The 13,622-nt window shown below is 63.1% G+C and carries 13 protein-coding genes, 1 tRNA gene and 2 pseudogenes; 10 read left to right on the top strand and 6 right to left on the bottom strand.

What is annotated here, in order from left to right:
• The first annotated feature begins 12 nt into the window (after positions 1-12).
• Together CCR94_RS01360 and CCR94_RS25815 are read left to right on the top strand one after the other, a co-directional pair.
• Positions 13-88: transfer RNA gene (locus CCR94_RS01360), tRNA-Lys, on the top strand.
• 318 nt (positions 89-406) lie between these two features.
• A pseudogene (locus CCR94_RS25815) lies at positions 407-664 on the top strand (integrase core domain-containing protein); the annotation flags it as partial.
• On the opposite strand, the gene CCR94_RS01350 reads toward CCR94_RS25815, so the two are convergent.
• From CCR94_RS01350 to CCR94_RS01340, 3 genes are all read right to left on the bottom strand, one after another.
• On the bottom strand, positions 635-928 hold the full coding sequence (locus CCR94_RS01350) for a DUF2312 domain-containing protein (protein WP_104506091.1): 294 nt from the start codon (positions 926-928) through the stop codon (positions 635-637). The pseudogene CCR94_RS25815 and the gene CCR94_RS01350 sit on opposite strands and share 30 nt — an antisense overlap.
• Positions 929-1,028: 100 nt before the next feature.
• Entirely contained in the window at positions 1,029-3,752 is a 2,724-nt protein-coding gene (locus CCR94_RS01345; RefSeq protein WP_146089799.1) for a DUF2339 domain-containing protein, read from the bottom strand.
• A 351-nt stretch (positions 3,753-4,103) separates the two neighbouring features.
• Complete coding sequence (locus tag CCR94_RS01340; protein ID WP_146089798.1) at positions 4,104-5,000, bottom strand: hypothetical protein; 897 nt, start codon at positions 4,998-5,000, stop codon at positions 4,104-4,106.
• Positions 5,001-5,244: 244 nt separating this feature from the next.
• Here CCR94_RS01340 and CCR94_RS24890 point away from each other — a divergent pair, with 244 nt between their 5' ends.
• On the top strand, positions 5,245-5,421 hold the full coding sequence (locus CCR94_RS24890) for a hypothetical protein (RefSeq protein WP_158254565.1): 177 nt from the start codon (positions 5,245-5,247) through the stop codon (positions 5,419-5,421).
• On the opposite strand, the gene CCR94_RS01335 is transcribed toward CCR94_RS24890, so the two are convergent.
• From CCR94_RS01335 to CCR94_RS01325, 3 genes are all read right to left on the bottom strand, one after another.
• Positions 5,398-5,742 (bottom strand): hypothetical protein, encoded by a 345-nt coding sequence (locus CCR94_RS01335; RefSeq protein ID WP_104506088.1) that lies wholly within the window; start codon positions 5,740-5,742, stop codon positions 5,398-5,400. The two genes, CCR94_RS24890 and CCR94_RS01335, sit on opposite strands and share 24 nt — an antisense overlap.
• Positions 5,729-5,959: a hypothetical protein gene (locus CCR94_RS01330; RefSeq protein WP_104506087.1), complete on the bottom strand. Its 231-nt coding sequence runs from the start codon at positions 5,957-5,959 to the stop codon at positions 5,729-5,731. The genes CCR94_RS01335 and CCR94_RS01330 overlap by 14 nt, the downstream gene beginning before the upstream one ends.
• A 436-nt stretch (positions 5,960-6,395) precedes the next feature.
• Positions 6,396-7,325: a DUF1848 domain-containing protein gene (locus tag CCR94_RS01325; protein WP_104506086.1), complete on the bottom strand. Its 930-nt coding sequence runs from the start codon at positions 7,323-7,325 to the stop codon at positions 6,396-6,398.
• A gap of 265 nt (positions 7,326-7,590) precedes the next feature.
• On the opposite strand from CCR94_RS01325, the gene CCR94_RS01320 reads away from it, so the two are divergent.
• From CCR94_RS01320 to CCR94_RS01290, 7 genes and pseudogenes are all read left to right on the top strand, one after another.
• Positions 7,591-7,911, top strand: a complete 321-nt coding sequence (locus tag CCR94_RS01320) for a hypothetical protein (RefSeq protein ID WP_104506085.1) — start codon at positions 7,591-7,593, stop codon at positions 7,909-7,911.
• On the top strand, positions 7,908-8,276 hold the full coding sequence (locus tag CCR94_RS01315) for a NifB/NifX family molybdenum-iron cluster-binding protein (RefSeq protein WP_104506084.1): 369 nt from the start codon (positions 7,908-7,910) through the stop codon (positions 8,274-8,276). The genes CCR94_RS01320 and CCR94_RS01315 overlap by 4 nt, the downstream gene beginning before the upstream one ends.
• Positions 8,273-9,208, top strand: a complete 936-nt coding sequence (locus CCR94_RS01310) for a radical SAM protein (protein ID WP_244593890.1) — start codon at positions 8,273-8,275, stop codon at positions 9,206-9,208. The genes CCR94_RS01315 and CCR94_RS01310 overlap by 4 nt, the downstream gene beginning before the upstream one ends.
• A 95-nt stretch (positions 9,209-9,303) precedes the next feature.
• The gene (gene nifH, locus CCR94_RS01305) at positions 9,304-10,179 is read left to right on the top strand and encodes a nitrogenase iron protein (protein ID WP_104506083.1); all 876 of its coding nucleotides are present in this window, start codon (positions 9,304-9,306) and stop codon (positions 10,177-10,179) included.
• 10 nt (positions 10,180-10,189) lie between these two features.
• Positions 10,190-11,716 (top strand): nitrogenase component 1, encoded by a 1,527-nt coding sequence (locus CCR94_RS01300; protein ID WP_104506082.1) that lies wholly within the window; start codon positions 10,190-10,192, stop codon positions 11,714-11,716.
• Between the two features lie 5 nt (positions 11,717-11,721).
• Positions 11,722-13,119: a nitrogenase component 1 gene (locus CCR94_RS01295; RefSeq protein WP_104506081.1), complete on the top strand. Its 1,398-nt coding sequence runs from the start codon at positions 11,722-11,724 to the stop codon at positions 13,117-13,119.
• Between the two features lie 150 nt (positions 13,120-13,269).
• Positions 13,270-13,596 (top strand): annotated as a pseudogene (locus CCR94_RS01290) (transposase); the annotation flags it as partial.
• Positions 13,597-13,622 lie beyond the last annotated feature (26 nt).

Raw genomic sequence — 13,622 nt, 5'->3', positions numbered from 1 at the left:
ACATTTTCGATGGGGCGCTTAGCTCAGTTGGTAGAGCAGCTGACTCTTAATCAGCGGGTCGTAGGTTCGAGCCCTACAGCGCCCACCATCGAAATTAAAGACTTGGACGCAAAAAGCCCGGCCATCGCGCCGGGCTTTTGCTTTTCGGGTAATTCGTGGGGTAACGATTAGCCCAGATTTTTTGGCGCGCCCCTGAGGTTTGCTCCATGGCGGGGCAAACGGATTTGGGGCCTTCCCTCAGTTTTCAGGAAAAGCGTGGGCCTCGCGCGTGGGTGGGGCGTCAGGCTGGCGCCTCGGCTTTGCCCTCCCTTATGCCGTGAGATTGGATTCGGCCGTGGCGCTCCCGTTGTCATAGGGATACATGGCGCGCTCGTTGATGCGCTTCTCTGGATTCCCGCCGCGGTCTGCGGCAAGTCGCGCGGGCAAGGGCGCGTGGCGCGACAATGTCTTCGTCGAGCGCATCTGGAAATCGGTGAAATACGAGGAGGTTTATCTGCGCTTATGACAGCGTCGGCGAGACGCGCGCGTCGATCGGCCGGTATCTGAATTTTACAATCGCCGGCGCCCGCATTCGTCTTTTGGCCGCGCTCCTCGTCCCTGCGTTGGTCATCATTCTCGGCAAAGAATGCCGTGGTTACGCGGCCTTCGACTGTTCCGGTTCTGACGATTCCATGGCCCTGAGATACACATCGAGCAGCGTCTCATGCTCGTCGCGCTCGTCCTTGTCCTGTTTGCGCAGGCGGATGATCTCCTTGATGACCTTGACGTCGTAGCCTTCGCCCTTGGCTTCCTGAAAAATTTCCTTCTTGCCCTCGTTCAGGGCCTTGATCTCTTCCTCGATGTGTTCGATGCGCTCGACGATGGTGCGAATGCGCTCACCTGCAACATCCAAACTGTCCGACACGGATGGCCTCCCTGATTGATTCATGCAGGGGAGGCTATGGTCGTGAAGGTCACCAAGATGTTAACGCGTTGGTTTGAGCTGTGGAGAATTCCGGCGTCGCGGGGCGCTTCCAAGGTGTCTTTTTTCATCCATCGGCATCGCGGGATGTCGCTTCGGCAGACGGACGGAAGACGAGCTTCTGATAGACGAGGCCGATGCCAATCAAGACGGCGCCAAGGCAGATGAAGGAGAAGGCGCGCGCGGCGCCTTCGAGAGCGCCGAGGTCGTAGCAGAACACTTTTAACACCGCGAGCAGGACCACGCCGGCGGAGGCGACGCGGGATTCCAGCGAGCCGCGCAGCAGGCCGAAGCCGAGCAGCGCCACACCGAGCGCCAGCCAGACCGCTGAATAGGCGTAGATCTCGACCGATCCGGCGCCGGCTTGCCAGCCGATCATCGCGCCCTGGAAGAGGCGGCGCGTCTCCAGCGTGACATAGGCGAAGGTCAGCGCCAAGGCGGTCAGGCGCGTCATGCGCAGGAACCAGGAGGGCCGCGTCTCGATCGTGTTGGCGAGCAGGGCCGCCGCGGCTGCGGGAAGGGGATAGCCGAGCAGCAGCGCGTTCAGGAACGCGCCGCCCTCGACCGGAACCGCGTCGAGATATGGGTTCTTCGCCACCAGCAGGCCGAACGCCGAACCGGCGCTCGCGCCGATGGCGAAGGCGCGCGAGAAGGCGCCGAACACGGGCCGCGTCCCGTTCGCATCGAGCCGCAGCAGCGCATGGGAGAAGCCGAAGCTCGCGATGGCGTAGAGGCCGAATTCGGACAGGCTCGCGCGCAGGCCGGTCATGTCGCCGCCGGTCATGGCGTGGCGGATTTCGAAGTAGACGAGCAGCGCCGAAAAGACCACGGCCAGCGTCTGCGCGATCCGCGTCGCGCCATCTTGTTTGGCGCGTCCCAACAGGCGAGCGGCGAAGCCGAACGAGCCCGCCGGAACGCCATATCCGAACAGCAGCCAGTTCAGGATGGGCGTCGCGCCGAGGTCGTCGCCCACGATCCGCGGATCCCATGCGAGACGCGCGGCGATGACAAGCCCCATCGCCGCGACGGCCTTGCGCAGCGCGGATATGTCCAGACGGCTTTCGACCAAGGCCGCGCCGAGCGCGGACAGCGCCAGCGCGACGGTGAGCGCGCCGCTTTCGAGGGCGAAGTCGAGGCCGAGCGCCAGAGCGGCAAAGCCGGCGGAAGCCATCAGTCCGAGCGACAGGCGGTCGCTGGGCGCCGGCGGCTGGCGCCGGCGCAACGCCCATGCGAAGGCCGAATATCCGGAAGCGACCATGAGCGCGGCGCCGGTCCACAGCGCCTTTGTGAACGGCGTTTCGATTGCCCCATAGTCGAGCGACAGCTCGCGCGTCACCCAGAGCGCCAGCAAGGGAGTCAGGGCCGCCGCGCTGGCGAGCAAGGTCGCGGCGCGGCGCGAAAGGTCTTCCGTCCGCCACAGCGCGCGGCCGGACAGCGCCGCGACCGCGCCGGAGCCAATCACCGCGAAGGCATGGAACCAGCCTGGACGCGAGAGGCCGTCTGCGCCCCCGGCGCCCCACACGCGCGGCCACAGGATCAGCAATTCGACGACGACGGCGCCCGCTGCGAGCAGCAGTCCCGGCGCGAAGGTGGGGCGACTGGCGCCGGCGAAGGCGAGGGCGCCGATGATGATCGCGACGCAAAGACTCCAGAATGCGTCAATCCCACCACGGGCGGCGAAATCGCCGAATTGCAGGGCGGCGAACAGGGCGAACAGCGCCGGAACGAGATTGGCGATTTTCCTGCACAGATCGAAATTGGCGAACAGGGCGCGGCGGTCGAGCGCGTAGAGCCAGGCGGCGAGCGCGGTGTGGAAGGCGAAGTGCAATTGCGCCGCCGCGTGGACCTGCGGATACCCGATGCCCATCACGCCGCCCCACAGGGCCGCGCCCACGGTCGCGGAGATTGCGAGCCAACCCCATTGCCGCAACCGCGCCAGCGCGTAGGCGGCGCCGACGACAATGGCGAGGTAGATCGCCAGCGGCCACGGGTTCGGATGAGACGAATGAACCAGCAGAGGCGCGCCGAGGGCGCCGATCAGGCCGAGGCCGGCGATGGCCGGCCCATGCAGCAGGGCCGCGAGCAGGGCCGCAAGCGCCGTGGCGCCGAGCGCGACGAGGGCGAAGGCCGGTCCGATGAAGCCATAAAGCGCATGGGCGGCATAGATAACGCCGAAGGCCGTGGTCGTGCCGGCGGCGGTGAGGACGGCGGGCGTCGGCGTCGCGTCGCCCGTGGCGGCATCGCGCCGACGCAATTTCTCGCCGAAAACGATCAGCGCGACCGCGAGCGCGAGTCCGGTAGCGATCCGCATGGCGGGGCCGAAAAAGCCCTGTTCGATGGCGAAGCGGGCGAGCAGCAGGCCGCCGAGCGCAAGCGCGAGGCCGCCGACATAGACCACCCAGCGCGTGCCGATCCGTTCTTCGAGCGAGGTCGGCTGTGCCGGAGCGGTCGCGGCGATGGAAACGGGTTGGCTGACCGGTTCAGCCGCAGGTGGTCCTGGCGGTGGAGGCGGCGGTACATCTGCGCGTTCAGGCGCGATCGATTCCCTGTCGGGGTGCGGCGCGGTTTCGACGGTCGAAGCGGATGGAGGCGTCGTCCCGGTCGCGGGCGGGGCGACGCCCGCCATGATGGCTTCGCGCAGGATGCGCTGCGATCGTTCGAGATCCTGCACCATCCATTCAAGGCGTTGCAGGCGCTCACGGGCGTTGATCGCGATGAAGAAGCCGACGACGCCCAGCGCCGTCAGGAGGAAAGGCGCCGCCGAAAACAACGTCAGAACGTCGGGAAACATGCGGTAGCCCCTCTGATGCAAGACGGTCAAGCCAACGAGCGGGAAACTCGCCCTTCGAGCCCGTGACGGCGCCAAGATATCATATTTTGAACAGTGTTCAATTTGCAGGCGAAACAAATCCGCTCGTTGGTTAGCCGCGAGCTTGCAATGCCGGTTTCAGCTTATAAGCCCGCCGATCCCCAAGCCGTGATCCGGTCCGAAAAACCGAACTTCTGGTCACGCTGTCACGAACGAGGGGGCACATTCGCCCGCGCTGCCGGTCACAGGCCGTTGCGCCGCGCAGGTGCGCGACGATCAGGCTCCGACAAGGAGGAGGCGCCGATTACATGCGGATTTGATCGCGGCGGAGCGTCAATTCGCGTTCACGGTGACCGACGCGAAGGCGCTTCTGCGACGGACGACCACGAAACTGGCCACGGGGCGGTTCGATTTGTAGAGGCCGACCAGCGTGAAGGCTTGCGGATCCGCCAAATTCGCGGGACCGGGTTTCGCCGCGCCGATGCGAAGCAGATCGGCGTCCGGTTCTCCGGCGATGTTGAAGAAATTCTCTTCAACATCGTAGCCCGGGGCTTGCGGCGCGATCTTCGACACGCCGCCAAACAGCGGAAGCGTCGCGCGATCGCCGTTCTCGAATTTCGGCGCCGCCGCCGGGCTGAAGGCTGGATCGTGCAGTTCGGCCGAGCCCATCCGCCACGACCGCGCCCAAACGGCGGCCTTGGCGCCCAGTTGGCATAATTCCGGCTTCTCACAAAAGGATTCGGCGGCGGCGAATTCCATTTGGTAGCGGACGGTGATCGAGCAGACCATGGCCAGAGCGTCGAGCTGCTGCGGGATTATCCTGAAGTGTTCGGTCTCGCCGGCGCCATGGTCCGTCTCAACGAAATAAGCGTCTCCTTCGACTTCCGTCAGAGCCAAAGCGTTGCTGCCGCACCGATCCAGGGGATCGTTGGGCGCTGGGGCCTCCAGGGCCCTTTTTTCGCCGGATGCGAGACTGAACAGATGGGGGCTGTGGCATTGCCCCGCGCCGGACACGCCGTCGATCAGAACCAGCCCCTTGTCGCCGCCGGCGCGGGCGATTCGCACCACCGAATTGCTCAATTGCTTGCGGTCCGCGTCCGCGAGCGGAAATTCAGCGAGCGTCTCCGCGCTCGCGGGCGCCCCGAAATCCATTTTCACGGGGGATCCCGCGAAGGCGGCGGCGATGGAAAGTCCGGGGCTGCCCGGTTGTGGCGCTTTCGTGGAAAGCACGCGCAATTTTTCCGAGACCTTTCGGGCGATCGCATTGCACATGAGCGGCGACGATTCGGCGACGGCCGTCGTGATCAACAAAGCGAAACAACTTGCTAGCATGCGTCGCATCGGTCATCTCCATTGAAGACATCGCTCCAGCTTCCAGTCGTACTTTCCTAAACGAAGAAAATCGAGTCCTCAGGGAGCGTCGCCATGTTGCTTTGCTTGAGCTTGCTTCTGTCAGGCGCGCGCCGCGGACGGCGTGATCGGCGCCAGCGTGGCAGGCGTGTCGTGGGACGATGTTGAAGCGGTCGCCGCCGATTTGCCAGAGCGGCATGGCGACGGCGCGTATCCCGAAGCGGAGCGAATCGATCCGTCCGACGATGGGGCGGGCTTCACGACTCCGAGCCTCATATCATTCGTCAGTCTCGGCATTTAAATTCTCAAACGGAATCATGGAGCTGCCGGCCCTTACGCCTGTGCCGTCGGCGTCAGTCAGCATCCGAGCGATCGTTTGCGAAATCTGGCGCGCTTGCGCCTCTGTGAACAGCCGCATGGCTTGGCGCCGGGTCGGTTCGTCCTCGAAATAGATATGGCAGACAGCCCGGTCAGCGGCATCCAGGATGCTGAAAGCCTCGGCGGATCGGCAAAGCTTAAGCGGCAAGTCAATGGGAATCGGCGCCGGAGTTTCGCCTGTATCGTCCTGGCGCGTCGATTTGCGCCCGAAGGTCGTCCGCCCGAATTTATCACGATGCGCCAATGTTTTCGGTCCTTTGGGTCTGGCGCGGATTTATCCGCCCCGTTCGCAGATAGCCAATCAGTCTTTCTTCGTCGTCTTCATGGCAAAACAATGCGTCGAAGCTTCCCGCCTCTTCCAGAGCCTCGATTGGGCCGATCCATGCGATCTGACCTTCTTCGATGGTGACGACCTCGCCGGGGGTTCCGTGGGTCGAAGCAGTGATTTGGGCGCGTGTCATGGTGTTGAGCCTTCCAGTTGCATTGGAGCGGTGTAGATCACATCACGATGGCTTTCTTAAGCCTCACGCCCGCCCAGCCGCCATTCTCAGTGTCCGTCCGAAAAGAATTTGAATCTGCGGAATCGTCTGTGATTCAAAGGGGTAGTCCTGATTCTGGAGGGCCTCCGGATGTGGCCCGCCAAGAACCGCGCGAAATATGCTCGCGACAAGTTGCGCTATCCCAGCGATGGCGCCGACGCCGCACGGGCGTTTATTGCGCCGCTGATCCCGCCCCGCCAGGCGCGCCCTCCGCGCCAATCACCGTGAGACAAAGACCTGCCGGGAGTTTAGTGAAGCGAACTGACGTTGACTTAAAAAAATCCGTCCCCATCGCCAACCTCAGCTGACTCTGAGTCAGCGGGGCGCAGGTTCGCGCCCACGGCGCCGGCAAGTCTCGTCAGAAGAGCTTGAGTTGCTCGGCGGCCTCGACCGGCGCGGGCGGCGCGCGGCCAGACGCAACCAGAAATTCGCCGTCCGGGTCGTGTTCGCGATGGCGTTGACGCGCCAGCGCCCGTCGCCGCACCGCGTAGCAATACGCGCAACCGTGCGGACATGTGTCGTAGTCGCCGATGTCGATCGACTGGGCGCAGTCGCATCCAGGCCGGTTCCCGCTCTCGCGACCCCGCACGATTCTGCCTCGCAGGTCGGAGAGGCGATCCAGGTCCACGCAACGCGCCGCCTTGGCGCCTGGCGGAATCAGGGCGGGCTGCGCGCACACGGTCAGGCGGATGTGTTCGGACCGCGCGATGTCGGACAGTTGGCTCAGGACCGCCAGCTTCTCGCCGTCCGGCGGGTGGCTATAGCGGAAGCCGTTGGTTCTGGCCGATGCGTCGAGGTTGCGCGTCGTCTTTTGGTAAAAATGGGCGAACGAGACCACCACCTCATCGACGCCGCCGCGCAACGACGAAGCCAGGGACGCAAAATTTTCCACATGCCAGTCGACCGGCGTGAGGTCGGTGATCAGGATCGGGTCATAGCGCCAGACGACGCTTCGGGGCCCGAACCGCTCAGAGACGAGCTTGATGTGACCAATCGCCTTTTCCGCGCCGATGACCGACAGTTCGAGTTCGCGCGGATATCCGGTCACGCTGTACTGCACGCAGAAGACGTGTCCCATCTGAACGATGGCTGGCAGCTTGTCCATCATGGGACCCAAATTTTTGGTCCACAGCACGATGCCGTCAACGTCATGGGGCGCGAGCGAAACGCGGCGCACATTTGAATTGTATGGGTTGACGACGCCGCAGAACCCCGCCTTCAGCCGACTCAGGAGCCAGTCGCTGTAGAAGGCGGGAATGTCCGTTCGGTAGCTCGCGGAAATGATCACCCGATGTCCATTGGCCGTGGGACCGGCGGCGGCGATGCCCGGCCCGAGTGGGGATAATCGGCGCTGGGCCCGGAGAATTCAATGATCGAGCCAGCCGGAAATCGGCCCCGGCGGCTTGAAGCGTGATTTATGGAAGATTCTGGGATGGGCCGGTTGACGCGCGGATTTATAATTCTAATATAGCCGATAGACTTAGTTCACTAATGGCCTGATTTGCGCGGTACGCCCCAAAGGGACGCGTTGCGCTGAATAGGAGCCCCCTTCAATGACCATCAATCCTCGCACGCGGCAGGCCGAGGCCCGCGAACGGCGGCTCGGCGCGATCACCCGGTGGGAGGGCGGAGCGCTGAAACGCGCTCGCGAGTCCGCCTTCACTGATCTCGCGCCGGACGGTCGCTGCGCCCACGACTGGAGTTCCAGGCGGTCGCGCATCGGCGAATCTCCGATCCCGTTCAGCTCGACCTGGGAAGGCGCGCCTGCGCGCTCTTGCGCCGGCTCTCGCGGTCCGTTGCGCTTGCGCGAGCGCGTCTCGACCGCCGTCGTGCGTCAATCGACGGATGAAGACCTGGGAACGTTGGCGTCATGACCGGGCGCATCGACGTCGCGCGTGTCGCCATAGGCACGCATTCGGGCGTGCGTGTTTCCGAACATTTCGGTCAGGCGACGCGCTTCGAGATCTGGGAGGTGCGATCGGAGGGCTCGCGCCTCGTCGAGACGCGCGTCAACCGGCCGGCCTGCGGTTCGGGCGACGACCGGGCCGACGAGATCATGGACGCCTCCGTCGCGGCGGTCGCCGATTGTCGCGCCGTGGTCGTCGCCCGCATTGGCGAATGCGCGCTCACCCGGCTCGGCAAGCTGGGCATCCTCGCCTTCGAGACCGACGACACCGTTGACGACACCGTGCGGCAACTCGCCGGCTATGCCGGACTTTTTGAGCGGGAAAACACATGAGCGAGCCAGTTTCCAGCGCCTGCGCGGCGCACGCCATGCGCGCGGCGCGGACGACGCCGGCGTTTCCCGATCTCGAGGGCAAGCACCCCTGTTTCTCGACGACGGCGGAAGGTCACGCCAAAGCGGCGCGGCTGCATCTGCCGGTCGCGCCGGGCTGCAACATCGATTGCGCCTTTTGCCGACGCGATTTCAATCGCGTCGAACAAAGGCCGGGCGTCGCCGCAAGGCTGCTCAGCCCCGATGATGCCGTCGCGGCGACGGGCCGCGCCTTGCGCATTGTCCCCAATCTCGCGGTCGTCGGCATCGCCGGGCCGGGCGATCCGCTCGCTTCCGACCACGCGATCGAGACGTTTTCGCGCATTCATGCGCTTTGGCCCGCGTTGACGCTCTGCGTCTCGACCAACGGATTGATGCTGCCTGAACGCGTCGATGAACTCGCGGCCGCCGGAGTGACGACGCTGACCGTGACCGTCAATGCGGTCGATCCGGAAATCCAGGCGCGGGTCACGCCGAAAATCGCCTGGAAGCGCAAGCGGGTCAACGGCGTCGAAGCGGCCAGGCGGCTCATCGACAATCAACTCGCCGGAATAGCGCGCGCGGAAAAACTCGGCTTCACCATCAAGATCAACACCGTGCTGATCCCGACCGTCAACGACCATCACATCGGCGAGGTCGCCAAAACCGTGGCGGAGGCGGGCGCCCGGATGATCAACATCATTCCGCTGATCCCGGAGGGCCGACTCGCGCATCTGGGCGAGCCGGACTTCATCGCGCGCCACAAGGCGCGCGCGGCGGCGGGCAAGCATCTCACGGTCTTCACGCATTGCCAGCGCTGCCGCGCCGACGCGGTCGGCACGCCCGGCCTGACCGATTTCACTCGCGAACTCTATGGCGATGACATCCGCGCCGAACCCACCTTTTCGCACGGCTAGCAGAGGAGGTGAGCGCGCTTTAGCGGCATCGCCGAACGTTCCGGTTTTGCGATGCATTGTTCTTGTTTTATTCGACTAAGAGGACGAACAAAGCCATGGGTAAAAAAACCGCCAAACAGATCGCCATTTACGGCAAGGGAGGCATCGGCAAGTCGACCACAACCTCAAACATCAGCGCCGCCTTGGTCGAGGCGGGCTACAAGGTGATGCAGTTCGGGTGTGACCCGAAAGCGGACTCGACCAACACGCTGCGGGGCGGCGAGTACATCCCGTCCGTGCTCGATTTGCTGCGCGAGAATGCGCGGGTGGACGCTCACGACGCTGTGTTCCAAGGTTTCAAGGGCGTCTATTGCGTCGAGGCGGGCGGGCCGCAGCCGGGGGTGGGGTGCGCCGGGCGTGGCATCATCACCGCCGTCGAGCTTCTGAAGCAGCAGAACATCTTCGAGGAACTCGACCTCGACTATGTCATCTACGACGTCCTGGGCGACGTTGTGTGCGGCGGTTTCGCCGTGCCCGTGCGTGAAGGCATCGCCGAGCACGTCTTCACAATCTCATCGGCCGATTTCATGGCCATCTATGCCGCCAACAATCTGTTTCGCGGCATCAAGACCTATTCGAGCAAGGGCGGCGCCTTGCTGGGCGGCGTCATCGCCAATTCGATCAACAGCGATTTTCATCGCCACATCGTCGATGATTTCGTCGAGAGGACGCAAACCCAGGTGGTCGAGTATATTCCCCGCTCGCTCACCGTCACCCAGGCCGAACTTCAGGGCAAGACGACCATCGAAGCCGCGCCGAATTCCGAGCAGGCGGCGATCTACCGCCGGCTGGCGAACAAAATCGCCGATCACACCGAATCCAAGGTCCCTTCGCCGTTGGACGCGAAAGAACTTCGGGAATGGTCCTCCAGTTGGGCCGATCAACTGATCGAAATCGAACGCAAGACCCAGTACGTGGCCGTCGACGCCTGAAGGAGGGGTTATGCCGATCAATTTGAAAACCGCCGTCGTCGAAAGTCGCGAACAGCGCCTGGGCACGATCATCGGGTGGGATGGCAAGGCGTCCGACCTGTCGCAGGAGTCCGCCTATGCGCGGGGCGGCTGCGAAGCCAAATGCGGCCAAAAGGCGCGCCGCATCTGCGAACTCCAGGGACCGTTCACCCAGGGCTCGGTCTGCAGCGAGCAGATGGTGGAATGCCAGGCGGGCCACGTCCCCGACGCCGCGTTGATCCAGCATTCCCCGATTGGATGCGGCGCGGGCCAGGTGATCTACAATTCACTGTTTCGCAACGGGCTGGCCATGCGTGGCCTGCCGGTCCAGAACCTGCACCTGATCAGCTCGAACCTGTCCGAAAGAGACATGGTGTTCGGCGGCGTCGCCAAGCTGGAGCAATCGATCCGGGACGCCTGGGAGCGTCACCATCCCAAGGCGATCTTCATCGCCACCTCCTGCGCGACGGGCATTATCGGCGATGACGTGGAAAGCGTGGCCATCGCGCTTGAAGCCGAATTGGGCGTTCCGGTTATTCCGCTGCACTGCGAGGGCTTCAAGTCCAAGCATTGGAGCACCGGATTCGACGCCACCCAACACGGCATTCTGCGCCAGATTGTGCGCAAGAACCCTGGGAAAAAGCAGGAGGATCTGGTCAACGTGATCAGCCTGTGGGGCTCGGATGTGTTCAAGCCGATGCTGGGCGAACTGGGTCTGCGGGTGAATTACGTGGTCGATCTGGCCACGGTGGAGGATCTCGCGCAAATGTCGGAAGCGGCGGCCACCGTGGGCTTCTGCTACACCCTGTCGTCCTATCTGGCGTCCGGATTGGAGCAGGAATTCGGGGTCCCCGAAGTCAAGGCGCCGATGCCCTATGGCTTTGCTGGAACGGACGCGTGGTTGCGCGAGATCGCCCGCGTCACGCACCGCGAAGACAAGGCGGAAGCCTATATCTCCCGCGAACACGAACGGGTCAAACCGCGCCTGGAGCAACTGCGCGAGCAGTTGAAAGGTCTCAAGGGGTATATCGCGACCGGTTCGGCCTATGCCCATGGCCTGATCGGCGTGTTGCGCGAGCTTGGCGTCCAGGTCGATGGCTCGCTGGTCTTCCATCATGACCCCGTCTACGACAGCCAGGATCCGCGGGAGGATTCGCTGGGCCACCTGATCGACACCTATGGCGATGTCGAACATTTCAGCGTGGGAAACCGCCAGCAGTATCAGTTCTATGCGTTACTGCAGCGGGTCAAGCCGGACTTCATCATCATCCGCCATAACGGATTGGCGCCGCTGGCGTCGAAGCTGGGAATTCCCGCCATTCCGCTGGGAGATGAACATCATGCGGTCGGCTATCAGGGCATGATCAATCTGGGCGAATCTATTCTCGACGTCATGGCGCACAAGAAATACCATCAAGATATTGCCGCTCATGTCAGGCTTCCTTACAAAGAAAGCTGGCTTAAGCAGAAAGATCCCTTTGTCCTGGCCAGAAAGACATCTGCCGGATCGGAGAAATAACGGTCATGTCTATTGTTGATACCGAGGACAAAGTGTCGCCTGTGACGGAAACAACTTCCAAAAAGACGAATTCGATCGAGCAAGTCCGCTATGGCTGCGCGATCGGAGCCATGCAAAGCGTCGCCGCCATTCCAAGAGCCATTCCGATCACCCATTGCGGTCCCGGGTGCTCTGACAAGCAATTCATGAACCTGGCTTTCTATAATGGCTTCCAGGGCGGGGGCTATGGCGGCGGCGCCGTCGCCCCCTCGACCAACGCTTCGGAGCGCGAAGTGGTGTTTGGCGGCGCCCAACGCCTGAGCGACCTGATCGAATCCGGACTTGAGATCCTTGAAGCCGATCTGTTCGTCGTGCTGACCGGGTGTATCCCCGACCTTGTCGGCGATGACGTCGGTTCGGTGGTCACCCCCTTCCAGAAACAGGGCGTGCCCATCGCATTCGCTGAAACCGGCGGCTTCAAGGGCAACAATTTCACCGGCCACGAACTCGTGACCAGGGCGATCATCGACCAATATGTCGGAGATTACGTCGGGCCGAAGACCAAGGGTCTGGTCAACGTGTGGTCGCTGTTACCCTACCACAACACCTTTTGGCGCGGCGATCTGACGGAGATCAAACGGACCCTGGAGGGGGCCGGGTTCAAGGTGAATATCCTGTTTGGCCCGGAATCCGAGGGAGTCTCGGAATGGAAGGCGATTCCCCAGGCCGAGTTCAACATCGTGCTTGGCCCTTGGCTGGGTCTGGCCACCGCGCGCCATCTGGAACAGAAGTATGGTCAACGTTTCCTGCATGTTCCAGTGCTGCCGATCGGAGCTCATGAAACCACGAGTTTCCTCCGCACTGTCGCCGATTTCGCCGGATTAAAGACCAAATCGTCTCGGAAGAAACTCGAGTCCTTTATCCAGGACGAGGAGACGAGGTATTACAAGTACCTCGAGGATTTCACCGACTTCTATGCCGAATACTGGTGGGGCCTGCCCGCGAAATTCGCCGTGATCGGAGACAGCGCGTATAATTTGGCTCTGACCAAATTCCTGGTCAACCAGTTGGGCCTGATTCCCGGCCGGCAGATCATCACCGACAATCCGCCGGACGAATTCCGCGACGAGATTCGCTCGTATTATCGCGCCATCGCCGAGGACGTTTCGACCGAGGTCGAATTTGAGGAGGACAGCTACGCCATCCACCAAATCCTGCGGCAAACCGATTTCGGCCACAAGCCGCCCGTCATCTTCGGAACCACCTGGGAACGCGATCTGGCCAAGGAACTGAAAGGCGCCATCGTCGAAGTGGGATTCCCCACCTCCTACGAGGTGGTCCTCTCCCGCTCCTACATCGGCTACCGGGGCGCCCTGACCCTGCTCGAAAAAATCTACACGACGACCGTCAGCGCCAGCGCCTGATTTCTGAGAACTGGCTCCGCTTGCCCGGACAATTTTCCGCGAAAGATAAGTGGAGCTCTGCCGGGTTTTTTCGTCAGATGGCGCCGTGGTGTTGGGTGTGACGCAGGGAGGGGGGCGCCCGACGGTCGTCGCATCCGACACCACGTGCCGATGGTTTTCGATCACGAGGGCGACCACGCCTCGCGCTGGGCGGCGATGTCGTCGATCGCCGCCCAGATCGGCTGCTCGCCGCACACTGCGGGAGTGGGGCAGCAAGGCCGAAGTCGACAGCGGCAAGCGGATCGGCGTTCCGACGGAGGTCGCCGACCGGCTGAAGGCGCCGGAGCGCGAGAACCGCGAACTTCGGCAGGCCAATGAGATTCTGCGCAAGGCTTCGGCGTATTTTGCGCTGACCCCTTTCGGCGAACGCAGGCGTTCGCCTGTCGGGCAAGGGGAGCGCGACCGCCGACCGAAGTGATGATCGTTTCCATCGACGATCCGCCAAGCCCATCGATCGCAGCCGC

The organism is Rhodoblastus sphagnicola (assembly GCF_002937075.1).
GTDB classification, from domain to species: Bacteria; Pseudomonadota; Alphaproteobacteria; order Rhizobiales; family Beijerinckiaceae; genus Rhodoblastus; species Rhodoblastus sphagnicola.
This window is presented reverse-complemented; position numbering and strand designations above follow the sequence as displayed.